The following is a 16499-nucleotide window of genomic DNA, read 5'->3' on the forward strand; positions in this document are numbered from 1 at the left end:
TCCACTCTCAAGGATGCCATACGCTGCGAATATTCTCGACACGACTCACCGATATTCGAGGATTCACCGCCAGGGATTGGCGAACCGACGCAAGAAGGTCGAGATATTCAACATACTTCCCGTACTCTTCGACGGATTGCATCCTAATGCCACCCAGGACGTCACCGAAGAACTCGAGTACAGTTGCCAAAAATAGATAGAAGGCCGACAGTTCGGCAGCCAGGTGAACTGCGGACGTACAATTGCCGCCGACTCCTTCGGCCTCTCGCGCTGCAACTTTAGCCATCCGAGTGACCCAGCGGGACACAACCTCGCTCCACGCCAAATATTGGGTAGTCGACGTAGCCCCTCGCGTCATGTTTGCCACATGAGTGAGAAGATCAGAGACCGCAGGGTTCCCCGAGATCAGCGAGAGTTCATACTGAATCCCGCGAGTCTTCGATATCGCCTCGGCACGACACAACAATTCGGCCGCAGTGGCCACGTCTATCTCTTCACCCGCGCATTCCACGAGGCTGCGCGCAGTGCGGATAAGGTCACGCGCCAGGCCGCCCGACAAAGCGTAGCAGAGGCCAACAAACGGTAGAGGAATGTCGGTAACTCTCTCATACAGAAGATTTTGAGCTGATTCGTGGTCCAGATAGTCAGCATGCACGATATCGTCGAAACAACTGTCGAAGACATCACGATACGGGACCCCACGCCGGTGAAAACTCGCAGCGGCTTCCTCTGAGACCGATACCAAGAAGTAGCATCCACGGATCCCGAATATTCCCTTTATGTCGTTCAGGAAATTCTCTGCTGTCGCCGCAGATCCCAGTTTATCCAATTCGTCAATACCTATGATCACAGTGTATTCGCGACCCAGGGCCTCAATGTATTCGCGGAACCTGTCTACGAGAGCAGGATAGCTCTGTGGTTGCTTCGACCAGGACATCCCCGACTTCAACTGAGATTCGAACCCCGCTGGAAGCTTGGGGGTGCCGGCTAGACGGACGATGGCCGACCGCTCCATGCTGAATATTCGCTGAAAATTGATAGCGTCGAGGCAAGCGCGCGCCTGTATCACCAAGCCAGCCTCGGAAACAATATCAGTGTAGGATATTCCGGGAGCATGCCGCGACTGCCCCATGAGAATCCATAGAATGCCCCAGCCAAAGAGTGCGAGACCACAACCTATTACGGTTGCCAGACTTACGCGTCTTTCCCAAATCGAGAGCGCGACCATCGCCACGCCGGATGAACAGAGCAGTGTGAAGCTCCAGAGCAGACATGCACTTAGCCAAGAGGGATATTTGGATCCCTCCAGCGGGTTGCGCGCAAGTCGAGTCTCCTCCGGAGCGCGATGAATAGCCCTATTGATTCCTAGTGGCACAGCGCTCAATGCAAGCGCTACGCAACCCAGCAGATATCCAGCTGGTTCACGAGGATCCACCAGCTGCACACAACTGGCCAATATCCCAGAACCCGCGACAATCAGTACGTCTGCGCCGGGCAACGAACCTTCGAATTGAAGGGAGGCCGCCCTTATTCGGACGCGGTATCTAAAGAAGCGCAGTTGACCACGACTATGCTTTCGGGGCCATCTTCGCAGCGTTACTAGTGCAGCAGCTCCCAGAATCGTCAGTCCAGACGCCATGACAATGGCCGAGTCGTCCGTAAACTCAGTTCGGAGCGAGAGTGCACATATAGCCATTCCTACAGCAAGGAGCACCGACCCAACAAACCCTCCACAAATCAGATACACTCCAGCCCACGACTTGCCCTCCAATTCATGTTCATCCACCTCATCTGACGCTCCATTCAATTCAAGCACTCTTCGACACACCTCAGAAAAGAGGTGCAAAATAAACTCTCGGGCATCGTATGCCACTGGCGCAGACACTTTGACCCCGAGAAGCTCGTCTCGGATTTCCGAACCGCCTGAATTTATTCTTCCGGTGCAGAATCCTTCTATCGCCGTTGTCTTTCCCGCACCACGAGGTCCGGCGAGCCCAATGCTCATTCCATTCATGTTGCTCTGCATCAACTCTTGGATTCGAGTGATAGCGCGAGTGGGTGTAGGCGTGTCAGGGCTTGGGTCGTGCAGCCCCGGCGCATCCTGGACTCGGATTCTGGTTACGTTTCTACCAGTAAGACTCTCGTTGAGTAGCCGGCGAAACTCGGGAAGCACGGCGTCATTCAGCAAGGAGTCTTCCAGTGAAAGACTCAATGACTCGAGCTCGGCAATTCCTGTGATGTACTCGGGCTCCCGTAGGCGCAGCATGAGATAGTACCTAATCAACTGCTCACGCCGAGACACGGCTCTCTTAAACTGAAGATAATGGTGATAAAACCTTTGAAGCTTACCTTTAAGGAGAAACTGGAGAGCCAGTTCGCTCCCCTCTCTACCGGGGGGTTCAATAAAGTCTTCCCATATTTCCTCCTCCAGTATCGACGTGGCCGAGAGTGCTGAAAGTGCCTCATTGCGTAGCTGGCTCACAAGCTTGCTGAGGGAAATTTCTTGGCTAGAATTTTCTGGGCGCTTCGGGGCACCTGGAGTTTCCCGTGCTAGCTGCTGAAAAGGCTTCATCTCCAAAACTGACGGAGAGAGGTCAACACCTGCTTCTTGCGCCTGAGCGATAATTTCGCCGTGCCTGGACTCAAACCTGCCTGCAGCGGTTTCGAGATCTTTATCTCCACCGATAATAGGTGGAAACTGCTGACGCGCAGCCCATTCACTCTCTCGCAGTCCGAGTTCAACGGATTGCAGCCGGCGGCGTTCTCGGGCTACCCTCGACAGCATTTCGTCACGGCTTTTGGCGAGTTCCTCCCATAGCGTTTTTCGCGCCCCCTCGCTAAGTAGCCTTGAGGCGCTTGCAACTTCCGGCGAATTCGACGCTCGTTCAAGTGCACGATCAAGTATTTTGATTCCGCTGGTGGAAAAACTATGCGGTTCAAGCTCAATCATTGTTCACTCCGGACCGGAATGCCGGTGCGTGCTCCGCTGAGGAACGGGTTCCGGCCTCGCGCCGTGCACCCATTCCGCACTCAACGCCCACTAGTTCCACGATGCGCTGCACCGACGGCTCGCGCCAGTGGTAATCACGGCGTGGCGGCCAACGAGCCTGGCAGCTCTACGTGGAAGCAGTGGACGGATTGTGGACGCCCGTCAGGCGTCACGCGGCACCGCAGGCCGGGTGCCAGGACCGCCCATTCCCGATGAGACAGAGCCACGCGTGACCAGGTGCAAGCTGTGCAACTCGAATGAAGCCTGACAGAAGCTGAAGTCCTGCCGGCCGAACCAAACGGCGCATCATCGTTGGGCAGTCCCGGTTCTCAGCCGCAGCGTCGTCCGTCCCTGCCATGGCCCAAAGGCGCTCATCGCGGGTCGGAGCTACGACCGTTGCACCTACCGCAACCAGATCCACGCCGGCGGCATCCTGCCCGCCAGCGTCGCAACACTCGCCTCGGCTCATGGTGTGGGCTGGTTACCCTGTGCAGCCATAAAGCGACACGTCCTGTGGGGGACCCGAATAGTGCCGGGATAATCTCCGCCCGCAAGACGCACAGCTACCTCGACCTCGACACCGGACTCGGGTTCGACTCGCAGATCGTCGTCAAGACCAACGCCCCCGAGCTGCTGCGCCGCGAGCTCGGCTCGCCCCGCTGGAGCGGCGCGCACATCGCCATGGGCACCAACGTCGACTGCTACCAGCGCGCCGAGGGCCGCTACCGGCTGATGCCCGGCATCATCGAGGCGCTGCGCGACCACGCCAACCCCTTCTCGATCCTCACCAAGGGCACGCTGATCCTGCGCGACCTCCCCCTCCTCCGGGAGGCCGCCGCGCTCACCGAGGTCGGGATCTCCGTCTCCGTCGGCTTCACCGACACCTCGCTGTGGCGGACCGTCGAGCCCGGCACGCCCTCCCCCGCCGCCCGGCTGGGGGCCGTACGGACCCTCACGGACGCCGGCATCGAGTGCGGGGTGCTGATGGCCCCGGTGATCCCTTTCCTCGGGGACCGCCCGGAGCAGCTGCGAGCCACCGTCCGCGCCATCGCCGAGTCCGGGGCGACCTCCGTGACACCCCTGGTACTCCATCTGCGCCCCGGCGCCCGCGAGTGGTTCACGGCCTGGCTGCGCGAGCACCATCCGCACCTCGTGGAGCGGTACGGGCGGATGTACGCGGGCGGCTCGTACGCCCCCACCTGGTACCAGCGCCAGATCACCCGCCAAGTCCACGAACTCGCGGCCGAATTCGGCATCGGGCCGTCCCGGCGCGGCGAGGCCCACCGGGTCGTGACACCCGAGCGTCCCGCCGCGGAGGCTCCCGCCGGGGCCACCCAGCTCACCCTGCTGTGACCTCGGACGGGCGCTGAAGGCTCATCACATCGGGCCAATGAGCAGCCAAATCCCGCCTTCCAGGCATGGTTTCCGGGACGATTCCGCCCAGAACCCTCGGCTGGGAGGCCCCATGCTCCACCCCTTGAAGAAGCGCGCCGCTGTCCTGCTGTCGATCGCCACCGTCGCCGCCGCCCTCGCGAGCCCGGTCACCGCGGCGCCCGCGGCCCCCGGAGCGGAGCAGGCCGCCGGAGCGGAGCAGGCCGCCGCGCTGCGCTGGACCGGCTGCGCGACCCCGCGCTATCCCGCCCTGCAGTGCGCCTCCCTCAAGGTCCCCCTCGACCACGCCCGGCCCGCCGGACGCCAGATCTCCCTCGCCCTGACCCGGGTCCCCCACACCGCCGCCACCTCCCAGGGCCCGCTGCTGGTCAACCCGGGCGGACCGGGCGGCAGCGGCCGCAGCCTGGCCGGATTCATCGCCTCCGCCCTCCCCAAGGACGTGGCCGCGCAGTACGACGTGATCGGCTTCGACCCCCGGGGCGTCGGCAAGAGCGAGCCCGCCCTCGACTGCGGACCCGGCCACTTCGCCCCCGTCCGCCCGGACTCCGTACCCCGCGACGCGGCGACCGAGCGGGCCAACCTGGAGCGGGTGCGGGCCTTCGCCGAGTCCTGCGGGACCAAGCACGCGGACGTGCTGCCGCACATCGGCACCGTGTCCGCGGCGCAGGACATCGAGCTGCTGCGCGCCGCACTCGGCGCGCAGCGGATCAGCTACTTCGGCTACTCGTACGGGACCTACCTGGGCGCGGTGTACGCCAAGCTCCACCCGGGCCGGGTGCACCGGCTCGTCCTGGACTCCGTGGTCGACCCGGGCGGGGTCTGGTACGAGGACAACCTGGCCCAGGACCGGGCCTTCGACGCCCGCCACAAGGCGTTCCTGGCCTGGGTGGCCGCGCACGACGCCACGTACGGGCTCGGCACCGACGCGGCGGCGGTCGAGGAGCGCTGGTACGCGATGCGCGAGGGGGTGCGGCAGACGCCGGCGGGCGGCAAGGTGGGTGCGGCCGAGCTGGAGGACACCTTCATGCCGGGCGGCTACTTCAACGGCTACTGGCCGAACCTCGCCGAGGCCTTCGCGGCGTACGCGGTGAAGCAGGACCCGAAGCCGCTGGTGGCGGCGTACGAGCGGTTCGGCGCGGTGGAGCCCTCCGCGGGCAACGGCTACAGCGTCTACACGGCGGTGCAGTGCCGGGACTCGGCCTGGCCGAGGGACTGGAACCAGTGGCGCGCGGACATGTGGCGCACGCACGCCGAGGCCCCGTTCATGACCTGGAACAACGCCTGGTACAACGCCCCGTGCGCGTTCTGGCCGACGGAGGCGCTGCAGGCCCCGGACGTGACCAACGCGGATCTGCCGCCCGCCCTCCTCCTCCAGGCGACGGAGGACGCGGCGACCCCGTTCGGGGGTGCGCTCAGCATGCGGGACAAGCTGAAGGGCTCGGCCCTGGTGGTGGAGGAGGGCGGCGGCAACCACGGCATCGCCCTGAGCGGCAACAAGTGCCTGGACGAGAAGGTGTCGGCGTACCTGAGGACGGGGAAGGCCGCGGACGCCACCTGTCCTGCCCAGGCGGCTCCGAAGCCGGCCGCGGCGACCCGCGCGGTCCCGCCCTCAGCGGGCGGCGCGGCCCTGCACGGGCTGCTCGGCTTCCGGGGCTGAACGGCCCGCCGGCCGGCCGGCGGGCCGGCCGGCGCCGGTCCCGTCAGGCGAGCGCGCGCAGCGCGGCCGTGGCCGCCACCGCGAGGCGCGGGTGGGACTGGGCGCGGGTGAGGAGTTCGCGCGCGCGGGGATCGGCGAGGGCGCCGAGCCCCTCCACGCAGGCGAGGGCCACCCGCCAGTACGGGTCGTTCGGGGACAGCAGCCGCGACAGGGTGGTCAGCAGGGCCGGTACGGACTCGGGGGCGCGCAGGGCGGTGAGCAGCCGGACGGGCTGGAGGGCGTAGGCCGTGCGCAGGCCGTTGGTGGCGAGGGCCGCGGCCGCGCGGGCGGTGCGCGGGTCGTCCAGGACGGCCAGCGCCTCGGCGGCGGCCGCGCAGCGGGGCGGGTCCCGGTGGTTGAGGAGCAGGACGAGGGATTCGAAGGCCCGGCGGTCGCCCGCGAGGCCCAGCCGGTACGCGGCCAGTTCGCGGGCCCACAGGGGCAGCCCGGCGGAGGTCAGGGAGGCCGCCAGGTCGTCGGGGCCGGCCGTGAGCAGCACCTCGTAATCGGGGGACTGCCCCGCCTCCGCCCGCAGGCGCTCCAGCACGTCGTTCACGCGGCCACCCTAGGCCGACGCGGGGAGCGCCACGCCGGGTTCCGGGAGATCGGCGGAGGCTGGTTGATCGATGATCGATGATCGGTACATTTGGGCGGTACAGGTCACATCTCCGTGCTCTGGCGCACCAGTTACCGGCGAGTTACTGTCCTTACAACACGTACGAGGGCGGCCTGGTGACGCAGCCGCCTCGTGCCGGTCGGTTCGATCTCGCACGGTGTGACCCCGGGACAGGGTTGCACCGCTTCCACCCTCCGGGCTGCCCTCCCTCAGGGCCCTCCCGCCGGGTTCCCTCCCCTTGGGCCCTCTGCCCGGGGTTCTTCACCGCACGGCATTCCGTACGACCCTCCGCACGGCTTTCCGTACGGCACCCGCGCGCTGTGCACCGCGCGTCCCTCAGTCGTCACCCTCTTCCACTGGAGTCCCTCGATGGACCGTCAGTCCAGTCAGCCCGCCCTCCAGACCATCGCCGTCGTCGGCCTCGGCACGATGGGCACCGGCATCGCCGAGGTCCTCGCCCGGGCCGGCCGCGAGGTCATCGGCATCGACGTCAGCGAGACCGCCGCCCGCCGGGCCGCGGCCGCCCTCGCGTCGGCCACCGCGCGCTCCGTCACCCGGGAGCGCCTCACCGAGCAGGAGCGGGCGGACGTGCTCGCCCGCTTCCGCACCTTCACCGACCTGGCCGCCGCCGCCGAGGCCGACCTCGTGATCGAGGTCGTGCCCGAGTCGTACGAGGTCAAGCAGCAGGTGTTCCGCGAGCTCGACGCGATCGTGCGCCCCGACACCATCCTGGCCACGGGCACCAACGCCCTCTCGGTGACCCGGCTGGCCGCCGAGTCCCAGCGCCCCGAGCGCGTGCTGGGCCTGCACTTCTTCAACCCGGCCCCGGCGATGAAGCTGGTCGAGGTCGTCTCCTGCGTCCTGACCGCCCCGCCGGCCGTGGAGGCGGTCACCGAGCTGGCCCGCGAACTCGGCAAGGAGCCCGTCGCGGTCGGCGACCGGCCCGGCTTCGTCGCCGACGGCCTGCTCTTCGGCTACCTCAACCAGGCCGCCGCCATGTACGAGGCGAAGTACGCCTCCCGCGAGGACATCGACGCGGCGATGCGGCTCGGCTGCGGTCTGCCGATGGGCCCGCTCGCCCTGCTCGACCTGATCGGCGTGGACACCGCCCGTACCGTCCTGGAGGCCATGTACGCCTCCTCCGGCGACCGGCTGCACGCCCCGGCCCCGATCCTCGGGCAGCTCGCCGCCGCGGGCCTGACCGGGCAGAAGTCGGGCCGCGGCTTCTACACGTACGAGGCGGCCGGCAGCTCGACCGTCGTCCGCGACCTCCAGACCCCGCTGGACGGGTCCCTGCTCGGTGCGGGCCGTCCGGTCGCCTCGGTCGGCGTGGCCGGCTCCGGCACCATGGCGAGCGGCATCGCCCAGGTCTTCGCCCAGGCCGGGTACGACGTGGTGCTGGCCGCCCGCAGCCAGGAGAAGGCGGACGCGGCGAAGGCCGCCATCGGCAAGTCCTTGGGCCGTGCGGTGTCCAAGGGCCGGCTGACGCAGGAGGCCGCGGACCAGACCCTGGACCGGATCGCCCCGGCCGGTTCGCTGGACGCCTTCGCCGAGGTGGACCTGGCCGTCGAGGCCGTCGCCGAGGACCTGGCGGTCAAGCAGGAGCTGTTCGCCGGCCTGGACAAGGTCTGCAAGCCGGGTGCGGTGCTCGCCACCACCACCTCCTCGCTGCCGGTGATCGCGGTGGCCCGCGTGACCTCGCGCCCGCAGGACGTGATCGGCATGCACTTCTTCAACCCGGCGCCGGCGATGAAGCTGGTCGAGGTGGTCCGGACCGTCCTGACCGCCGACGACGTGCACGCCACGGTCCGCGAGATCTGCGTGAAGGTGCGCAAGCACCCGGTGGACTGCGGGGACCGGGCCGGCTTCATCGTGAACGCGCTGCTGTTCCCGTACCTCAACAACGCGATCAAGATGGTCGAGCAGCACTACGCGGGCATCGACCAGATCGACGCGGCGATGAAGCTGGGCGGCGGCTACCCGATGGGGCCGTTCGAGCTCCTCGACGTGGTCGGCCTCGACGTCTCCCTGGCCATCGAGAAGGTCCTCCACAAGGAGTTCCGCGATCCCGGCCTGGCCCCGTCCCCGCTGCTGGAGCACCTGGTGGCGGCGGGCTGCCTGGGCCGGAAGACCGGCCGCGGATTCCGTGAGTACGCCCGCCGGTAACCGGTCGGGCCACGAGCCGGATGCGTGGGGAGGGCTGCTCGGGTCCGCCGGACCCTCACGGCGGACTGACCCTCCCGAGCCCAGTGCGGGCTCTCCCCCGCATCCACCCCTCTCCCACCCCCCGCAGGCGCGCTCCCCTGCCCGAATGAAGTACTTTCGCTCTATGTCCCAGCCCGCCAAGACCTCGCCCCGCACCGCCACGGCCTCCGACACCCCGGAGAGCCCGGCCGGCACCAAGGCGGCCGCCCAGCGGCTCAAGATGCGCCGCGAGCTCGCCGCCGCGGCCATGGAGCTCTTCGCGACCAAGGGGTACGAGGCGACGACGGTCGACGAGATCGCCGCGACCGCCGGGGTGGCGCGCCGGACCTTCTTCCGGCACTTCCGGTCCAAGGAAGAGGCGATCTTCCCGGACCACGACGACACCCTGACCCGCGCCGAGGCCGTCCTGGACGTGGCCCCGGCGCACGAGCACCCGCTCGACACGGTGTGCCGCGGGATCAAGGAAGTCATGAAGATGTACGCCGCCTCCCCCGCGGTGTCGGTGGAGCGCTACCGGCTGACCCGCGAGGTGCCGGCGCTGCGGGAGCGGGAGATCGCCTCCGTGGCCCGGTACGAGCGGCTGTTCACGCGCTACCTGCTGGCCCACTTCGACGAGCACGACCACCACGACGGCAACGACGACCCGCTGCTGGCCGAGGTGGCCGCCTCGGCGGTGGTCACCGCCCACAACCACGTGCTGCGGCGCTGGCTGCGGGCGGGCGGGCAGGGGGACGTGGAGGCGCAGCTGGACCACGCCTTCTCGATCGTCCGGAAGACCTTCGGTACGGGGATCGGCGCGGGCCGCACCCTGAGCACCGCGCCGGCCGCGCCCGCGGCGGTCCGTACGGAGGGCGAGGTGCTGGTCGCGGTGGCCCGTACGGACGCTCCGCTCGACGAGGTCATGCGGACCATCGAAGAGGCCCTGCGCAACAAGTAGCGACTCTCGTCACAGCGGCCGCCCCCGTTTCGGGGGCGGCCGCTTTTTTGTGTCCGGCGTATGTCCGGCTTGCCCCTACTCGCGGGTAACTCTGATCGATCATCGCTCATCGGTGCAGGTCAATCGGCAAATGAGAGAAAGATTTGGCACGCGGTGCCTTGCCGGGTGACACGGGGTGCCATACGTTGAATCTCGTCCGGATGTCCCCGCGACCCGTGCCCACACCGCACGGAACGCGCCCCGGATTGCCTGCGTCACCAGGCACCGCACGCCTCACCACGGGCGTCGCCCAGCACCACCGCACCCGCCGGACCGACGGCACACCACACCTGCACCCCGCACCCCGTTTACCTCAGCGCACCCTCATCAGCGCTAGCCGGAGGCTCTACCGTGAAGGACATCCTGGACGCGATTCAGTCGCAGTCCGCCACCGCCGCAGACTTCGCAGCCCTGCCGCTGCCCGACTCCTACCGTGCGATCACCGTGCACAAGGACGAGACGGAGATGTTCGCGGGGCTGACGACGCGCGAGAAGGACCCGCGCAAGTCCCTTCACCTGGACAACGTCCCGGTGCCGGAACTGGGTCCGGGCGAGGCCCTCGTCGCCGTCATGGCCTCGTCGGTCAACTACAACTCCGTGTGGACCTCGATCTTCGAGCCGGTCTCCACCTTCAGCTTCCTGGAGCGCTACGGGCGCCTGTCGGAGCTCACCAAGCGCCACGACCTCCCGTACCACATCATCGGCTCCGACCTCGCGGGCGTCGTGCTGCGCACCGGCCCCGGCGTCAACGCCTGGAAGCCGGGCGACGAGGTCGTCGCGCACTGCCTCTCGGTCGAGCTGGAGTCCTCCGACGGCCACAACGACACGATGCTCGACCCCGAGCAGCGCATCTGGGGCTTCGAGACGAACTTCGGCGGCCTGGCGGAGATCGCCCTGGTCAAGTCGAACCAGCTGATGCCGAAGCCGGACCACCTCAGCTGGGAGGAGGCCGCCTCCCCCGGCCTGGTCAACTCCACCGCGTACCGCCAGCTGGTCTCCCGCAACGGCGCCGGCATGAAGCAGGGCGACAACGTCCTGATCTGGGGCGCGAGCGGCGGGCTCGGCTCGTACGCCACCCAGTTCGCCCTCGCGGGCGGCGCCAACCCGATCTGCGTGGTCTCCAGCCCCGAGAAGGCGGACATCTGCCGCGCCATGGGCGCGGAGGCGGTCATCGACCGCAACGCCGAGGGCTACAAGTTCTGGAAGGACGAGCACACCCAGGACCCGAAGGAGTGGAAGCGCTTCGGCAAGCGCATCCGCGAGCTGACCGGCGGCGAGGACATCGACATCGTCTTCGAGCACCCCGGCCGCGAGACCTTCGGCGCCTCGGTCTACGTCACCCGCAAGGGCGGCACCATCACCACCTGCGCCTCGACCTCCGGCTACATGCACGAGTACGACAACCGCTACCTGTGGATGTCCCTCAAGCGCATCATCGGCTCCCACTTCGCGAACTACCGCGAGGCGTGGGAGGCCAACCGCCTGGTCGCCAAGGGCAAGATCCACCCCACCCTGTCGAAGGTCTACTCCCTGGAGGAGACCGGCCAGGCCGCCTACGACGTCCACCGCAACCTCCACCAGGGCAAGGTCGGCGTCCTCGCGCTGGCCCCCGAGGAGGGCCTCGGCGTCCGCGACCACGAGATGCGCGCCCAGCACCTCGATGCGATCAACCGCTTCCGCAACGTCTGAGTCGGCTCAAAGGCCATAAGGATCGCCTGAGATGACAGAGCGCCAGAAGGACCGTCCGTGGCTCATGCGGACGTACGCCGGCCACTCCACGGCCGAGGCGTCCAACGAGCTGTACCGCCGCAACCTCGCCAAGGGCCAGACCGGCCTGTCGGTCGCGTTCGACCTGCCGACCCAGACCGGCTACGACCCCGACCACATCCTCGCCCGCGGCGAGGTGGGCCGGGTCGGGGTCCCGGTCTCCCATCTGGGCGACATGCGGCGGCTGTTCCAGGACATACCCCTGGAGCAGATGAACACCTCGATGACGATCAACGCCACCGCCATGTGGCTGCTGGCGCTCTACCAGGTGGCCGCCGAGGAGCAGGGAGCGGACGTCTCCCAGCTCCAGGGCACCACCCAGAACGACATCGTCAAGGAGTACCTCTCGCGCGGGACGCACGTCTTCCCGCCGGGGCCGTCCCTCCGCCTGACGACGGACATGATCGCGTACACGGTCAACCACATCCCGAAGTGGAACCCGATCAACATCTGCAGCTACCACCTGCAGGAGGCCGGGGCCACTCCGGTCCAGGAGATCTCGTACGCGATGTCCACGGCGATCGCGGTCCTCGACTCGGTGCGCGACTCGGGCCAGGTGCCCGAGGAGCGCTTCGGCGAGGTCGTCGCCCGGATCTCCTTCTTCGTGAACGCGGGCGTCCGCTTCATCGAGGAGATGTGCAAGATGCGCGCCTTCGGCCGTATCTGGGACAAGGTCACCCGTGAGCGCTACGGCATCGAGAACGACAAGCAGCGCCGCTTCCGGTACGGCGTCCAGGTCAACTCGCTCGGTCTGACCGAGGCCCAGCCGGAGAACAACGTCCAGCGCATCGTGCTGGAGATGCTCGCGGTCACCCTCTCCAAGGACGCCCGCGCCCGCGCCGTGCAGCTGCCCGCCTGGAACGAGGCGCTGGGCCTGCCCCGGCCCTGGGACCAGCAGTGGTCGTTGCGCATCCAGCAGGTCCTCGCCCACGAGAGCGACCTGCTGGAGTACGAGGACATCTTCGCCGGATCCCACGTCATCGAGGCCAAAGTCGACTCCCTGGTCGCCGACTGCCTGGCCGAGATCGACCGGATCCAGGAGATGGGCGGCGCCATGGCGGCCGTCGAGTCCGGGTACCTGAAGGGCGAGCTGGTCTCCTCGCACGCCGAACGGCGGGCGCGGATCGAGGCCGGCGAGGACAAGATCGTCGGCGTCAACTGCTTCCAGCAGACCGAGGAGAACCCGCTCACCTCCGACCTGGACGGCGCCATCATGACGGTCGACCCGGCGGTGGAGGCGCTCACCGTCGAGCGCATCGTCCGCTGGCGGGCGGAGCGTCAGGAGTCCTCGGACCGGCAGGGAAACGGCGATCCGTTCGTCTTCCCCACCACCCAGCAGGCCCTGGAGCGCCTCAAGGAGGCCGCGGCGGGCACCGAGAACCTGATGGAGGCCACCCTGGAGTGCGCCCGGGCGGGTGTCACCACGGGCGAGTGGTCGAGCGCCCTGCGCGAGGTGTTCGGCGAGTTCCGCGCCCCGACCGGGGTCTCCTCGGCCCCGGTCGCGGTCACCGCCGAGCCCGGCACCCCGATGCACGAGGTCCGCGAGAAGGTGGCCCGTACGGCCGACGAGCTCGGCTCGGGCCGGCTGCGCCTGCTGGTCGGCAAGCCGGGTCTGGACGGTCACTCCAACGGCGCCGAGCAGATCGCCGTCCGGGCCCGCGACGCGGGCTTCGAGGTGGTCTACCAGGGCATCAGGCTGACCCCGGAGGAGATCTCCTCCGCGGCGCTGGCCGAGGACGTGCACTGCGTGGGACTGTCCATCCTGTCCGGCTCGCACAGCGCTCTCGTCCCGGACGTCCTGGAACGGCTCCGTCTGGCGGGGGCGGGTGACATCCCCGTCATCGTCGGCGGCATCATTCCGAACGCGGATGCCGTGACGCTCAAGGCGGCCGGAGTCGCCGCCGTCTTCACCCCGAAGGACTTCGGCATCACGGAGATCATCGGACGTATCGTCGACGAGATCCGCAAAGCGAACAAGCTCGACCCCCTTCACGACACCGCACACCTTGCAAGCACGGAGGTCCCCGCATGACCACGCCAGTCCACCCGGTGAACCGTCTCCGCCCGCGCCGCTCCTGCCTCGCGGTGCCCGGATCGAACCCGCGGTTCCTCGAGAAGGCCCAGGGCCTCCCGGCCGACCAGGTCTTCCTGGACCTGGAGGACGCCTGCGCGCCGCTCGCCAAGGAAGGCGCCCGCCACACGATCGTGGACGCGCTGAACAACGGCGACTGGACGGGCAAGACCCGGGTCGTGCGCGTCAACGACTGGACCACGCACTGGACGTACCGCGACGTCATCACGGTGGTCGAGGGCGCCGGTCAGAACCTCGACTGCATCATGCTGCCGAAGGTCCAGGACGCCCAGCAGGTCGTGGCCCTGGACCTGCTGCTGACGCAGATCGAGAAGACCATGGGCTTCGAGGTCGGCAAGATCGGCATCGAGGCGCAGATCGAGAACGCCAAGGGCCTGGTGAACGTCGACGAGATCGCCGCCGCCTCGCCCCGGCTGGAGACCATCATCTTCGGCCCGGCCGACTTCATGGCCTCCATCAACATGAAGTCGCTGGTCGTGGGCATGCAGCCGCCCGGCTACGGCGCGGACGCCTACCACTACATCCTGATGCGGATCCTGATGGCGGCCCGCATGCACAACCTGCAGGCGATCGACGGCCCCTTCCTCCAGATCCGTGACGTGGACGCCTACCGCGAGGTGGCGGGCCGGGCGGCGGCGCTGGGCTTCGACGGCAAGTGGGTGCTGCACCCCGGCCAGGTCGACGCGGCCAACGAGGTCTTCTCCCCCTCGCAGGAGGACTACGACCACTCCGAGCTGATCCTCGACGCGTACGACTGGTGCACCTCGGAGGCCGGCGGCAAGAAGGGCTCCGCGATGCTCGGCGACGAGATGATCGACGAGGCCAGCCGCAAGATGGCCCTGGTCATCGCGGGCAAGGGCCGCGCGGCGGGCATGCAGCGCACCAGCAAGTTCGAGATCCCGGAGGCCTGATCCCCATGCAGTTCGGACGCACGTACGAAGAGTTCGAGATCGGGGCGGTCTACAAGCACTGGCCCGGGAAGACGGTCACGGAGTACGACGACCACCTCTTCTGTCTGCTGACCATGAACCACCACCCGCTCCACATGGACAGCAATTACGCCGAGAACACCACCGACTTCGGCAAGAACGTGGTCGTGGGCAACTACATCTACTCGCTGCTGCTCGGCATGTCCGTGCCGGACGTCTCCGGGAAGGCCATCGCCAACCTGGAGATCGAGTCCCTGCGGCACGTGGCGCCGACCTTCCACGGCGACACCATCTACGGCGAGACCACGGTCCTCGACAAGACCCCGTCGAAGTCGAAGAACGACCGCGGCATCGTCTACGTCGAGACCAAGGGCTACAAGCAGGACGGCACCCTCGTCTGCGTCTTCCGGCGCAAGGTGATGGTCCCGACCGAGACGTACATCAAGGAGCGCGGCGGCGAGCAGCCCGGCCGCCCCCAGCTGAAGACCCAGGAGAAGTAGCCATGGCCCGACTCGCCCAGACCGCCGGGCTCACGGACGTCCAGCGGGAGATCCTGAAGACCGTCCGGGAGTTCGTCGACAAGGAGATCATCCCGGTCGCGACCGAGCTGGAGCACCGCGACGAGTACCCGCAGCAGATCGTCGACGGTCTCAAGGAGCTCGGCCTCTTCGGGCTGATGATCCCGGAGGAGTACGGCGGCCTGGGTGAGTCGCTTCTCACCTACGCCCTGTGCGTCGAGGAGATCGCGCGGGGCTGGATGTCCGTCTCGGGCATCATCAACACCCACTTCATCGTGGCGTACATGCTCAAGCAGCACGGCACGCAGGAGCAGAAGGACTACTTCCTCCCCCGGATGGCGCTGGGCGAGGTGCGCGGCGCGTTCTCGATGTCCGAGCCGGCGCTGGGCTCCGATGTGTCGGCCATCTCCTCGAAGGCGGTGAAGGACGGCGACGAGTACGTCCTGAACGGCCAGAAGATGTGGCTGACGAACGGCGGCAGCTCCACTCTGGTGGCCGTCCTCGTCCGAAGTGACGAAGGCCACCCCGAGGGCACGGCGCCCCACAAGTCGATGACGACCTTCCTCGTCGAGAAGGAGCCGGGCTTCGGTGAGGTCCGTCCCGGTCTGACCATCCCGGGCAAGATCGACAAGATGGGCTACAAGGGCGTCGACACGACCGAGCTCATCATGGACGGACTGCGCATTCCGGCCAATCGGGTCCTCGGAGGCCAGACGGGCCGAGGGTTTTACCAAATGATGGACGGGGTCGAGGTCGGCCGCGTGAACGTGGCGGCGCGTGGCTGTGGCGTCGCTCAGCGTGCGTTCGAACTGGGTGTCTCCTATGCCCAGCAACGTCACACTTTCGGCAAGGCCATCGCCGAGCACCAGGCCATCCAGTTCAAGCTGGCCGAGATGGCTACCAAGGTCGAAGCCGCCCATGCGATGATGGTGAATGCAGCACGCAAAAAGGACTCCGGGGAACGAAACGACCTCGAAGCAGGGATGGCGAAGTACCTCGCCTCCGAGTACTGCAAGGAGGTGGTCGAGGACGCCTTCCGCATTCACGGCGGATACGGGTTCTCGAAGGAGTACGAGATCGAGCGTCTCTACCGGGAGGCTCCGATGCTGCTGATCGGTGAAGGTACCGCCGAGATCCAGAAAATGATCATTGGGCGACGCCTGCTCGAGGAGTACCGACTCCAGGGCTGAAAGTCCCTTTTGCGGCGAATCATCCATGGGTTCGTCGCGAAAGGGTCACTACCAGTCACTGGCCGACGGTCATCGACTCGGCTTCTGGCTTGCCCAGTTGTTGCGTGCAACCGATAGCATTCCAGTAAA

11 protein-coding genes are annotated in these 16499 nt (G+C 67.2%); 9 read left to right on the plus strand and 2 right to left on the minus strand.

Annotated features, from left to right (window positions below):
- Positions 1–7: 7 nt before the first annotated feature.
- Positions 8–2950 carry a hypothetical protein gene (locus RIU97_RS07690; protein WP_404954475.1) on the minus strand — a complete coding sequence of 981 codons (2943 nt, stop codon included), beginning with the start codon at positions 2948–2950 and terminating at the stop codon, positions 8–10.
- A gap of 552 nt (positions 2951–3502) precedes the next feature.
- Here RIU97_RS07690 and RIU97_RS07695 point away from each other — a divergent pair.
- Both RIU97_RS07695 and RIU97_RS07700 read left to right on the plus strand, forming a co-directional pair.
- The gene (locus RIU97_RS07695) at positions 3503–4342 is read left to right on the plus strand and encodes a radical SAM protein (protein ID WP_404954477.1); all 840 of its coding nucleotides are present in this window, start codon (positions 3503–3505) and stop codon (positions 4340–4342) included.
- Positions 4343–4454: 112 nt separating this feature from the next.
- Positions 4455–6038 carry an alpha/beta hydrolase gene (locus RIU97_RS07700; RefSeq protein WP_404954479.1) on the plus strand — a complete coding sequence of 528 codons (1584 nt, stop codon included), beginning with the start codon at positions 4455–4457 and terminating at the stop codon, positions 6036–6038.
- 43 nt (positions 6039–6081) lie between these two features.
- On the opposite strand, the gene RIU97_RS07705 is transcribed toward RIU97_RS07700, so the two are convergent.
- Positions 6082–6633 carry an adenylosuccinate lyase gene (locus RIU97_RS07705; protein WP_404954481.1) on the minus strand — a complete coding sequence of 184 codons (552 nt, stop codon included), beginning with the start codon at positions 6631–6633 and terminating at the stop codon, positions 6082–6084.
- A gap of 429 nt (positions 6634–7062) precedes the next feature.
- On the opposite strand from RIU97_RS07705, the gene RIU97_RS07710 reads away from it, so the two are divergent.
- From RIU97_RS07710 to RIU97_RS07740, 7 genes are all read left to right on the plus strand, one after another.
- Positions 7063–8859 (plus strand): 3-hydroxyacyl-CoA dehydrogenase family protein, encoded by a 1797-nt coding sequence (locus RIU97_RS07710; RefSeq protein ID WP_404954483.1) that lies wholly within the window; start codon positions 7063–7065, stop codon positions 8857–8859.
- A gap of 163 nt (positions 8860–9022) precedes the next feature.
- Positions 9023–9835: a TetR family transcriptional regulator gene (locus RIU97_RS07715; RefSeq protein WP_404954485.1), complete on the plus strand. Its 813-nt coding sequence runs from the start codon at positions 9023–9025 to the stop codon at positions 9833–9835.
- Between the two features lie 390 nt (positions 9836–10225).
- Positions 10226–11563: a crotonyl-CoA carboxylase/reductase gene (gene ccrA, locus RIU97_RS07720; RefSeq protein WP_404954487.1), complete on the plus strand. Its 1338-nt coding sequence runs from the start codon at positions 10226–10228 to the stop codon at positions 11561–11563.
- A gap of 31 nt (positions 11564–11594) precedes the next feature.
- On the plus strand, positions 11595–13673 hold the full coding sequence (locus tag RIU97_RS07725; protein WP_404954489.1) for a protein meaA: 2079 nt from the start codon (positions 11595–11597) through the stop codon (positions 13671–13673).
- Positions 13670–14644 carry a CoA ester lyase gene (locus RIU97_RS07730; protein WP_215146713.1) on the plus strand — a complete coding sequence of 325 codons (975 nt, stop codon included), beginning with the start codon at positions 13670–13672 and terminating at the stop codon, positions 14642–14644. The genes RIU97_RS07725 and RIU97_RS07730 overlap by 4 nt, the downstream gene beginning before the upstream one ends.
- Before the next feature lie 5 nt (positions 14645–14649).
- Positions 14650–15162 (plus strand): MaoC family dehydratase, encoded by a 513-nt coding sequence (locus tag RIU97_RS07735; RefSeq protein WP_326587072.1) that lies wholly within the window; start codon positions 14650–14652, stop codon positions 15160–15162.
- A 2-nt stretch (positions 15163–15164) separates the two neighbouring features.
- The gene (locus RIU97_RS07740) at positions 15165–16370 is read left to right on the plus strand and encodes an acyl-CoA dehydrogenase family protein (protein WP_327412601.1); all 1206 of its coding nucleotides are present in this window, start codon (positions 15165–15167) and stop codon (positions 16368–16370) included.
- The last annotated feature ends 129 nt before the right edge of the window (positions 16371–16499 follow it).

The organism is Streptomyces sp. 147326 (assembly GCF_045000215.1).
GTDB lineage: Bacteria > Actinomycetota > Actinomycetes > Streptomycetales > Streptomycetaceae > Streptomyces.

What these genes read in the sequence shown, in the direction of transcription:
- RIU97_RS07740 (WP_327412601.1), top strand. Translation starts at nt 15,165, where the DNA reads ATGGCCCGACTCGCCCAGACCGCCGGGCTCACGGACGTCCAGCGGGAG.
- RIU97_RS07730 (WP_215146713.1), top strand. Translation starts at nt 13,670, where the DNA reads ATGACCACGCCAGTCCACCCGGTGAACCGTCTCCGCCCGCGCCGCTCC.
- RIU97_RS07735 (WP_326587072.1), top strand. Translation starts at nt 14,650, where the DNA reads ATGCAGTTCGGACGCACGTACGAAGAGTTCGAGATCGGGGCGGTCTAC.
- RIU97_RS07690 (WP_404954475.1), bottom strand. Translation starts at nt 2,950, where the DNA reads ATGATTGAGCTTGAACCGCATAGTTTTTCCACCAGCGGAATCAAAATA.
- RIU97_RS07725 (WP_404954489.1), top strand. Translation starts at nt 11,595, where the DNA reads ATGACAGAGCGCCAGAAGGACCGTCCGTGGCTCATGCGGACGTACGCC.
- RIU97_RS07700 (WP_404954479.1), top strand. Translation starts at nt 4,455, where the DNA reads ATGCTCCACCCCTTGAAGAAGCGCGCCGCTGTCCTGCTGTCGATCGCC.
- RIU97_RS07715 (WP_404954485.1), top strand. Translation starts at nt 9,023, where the DNA reads ATGTCCCAGCCCGCCAAGACCTCGCCCCGCACCGCCACGGCCTCCGAC.
- RIU97_RS07710 (WP_404954483.1), top strand. Translation starts at nt 7,063, where the DNA reads ATGGACCGTCAGTCCAGTCAGCCCGCCCTCCAGACCATCGCCGTCGTC.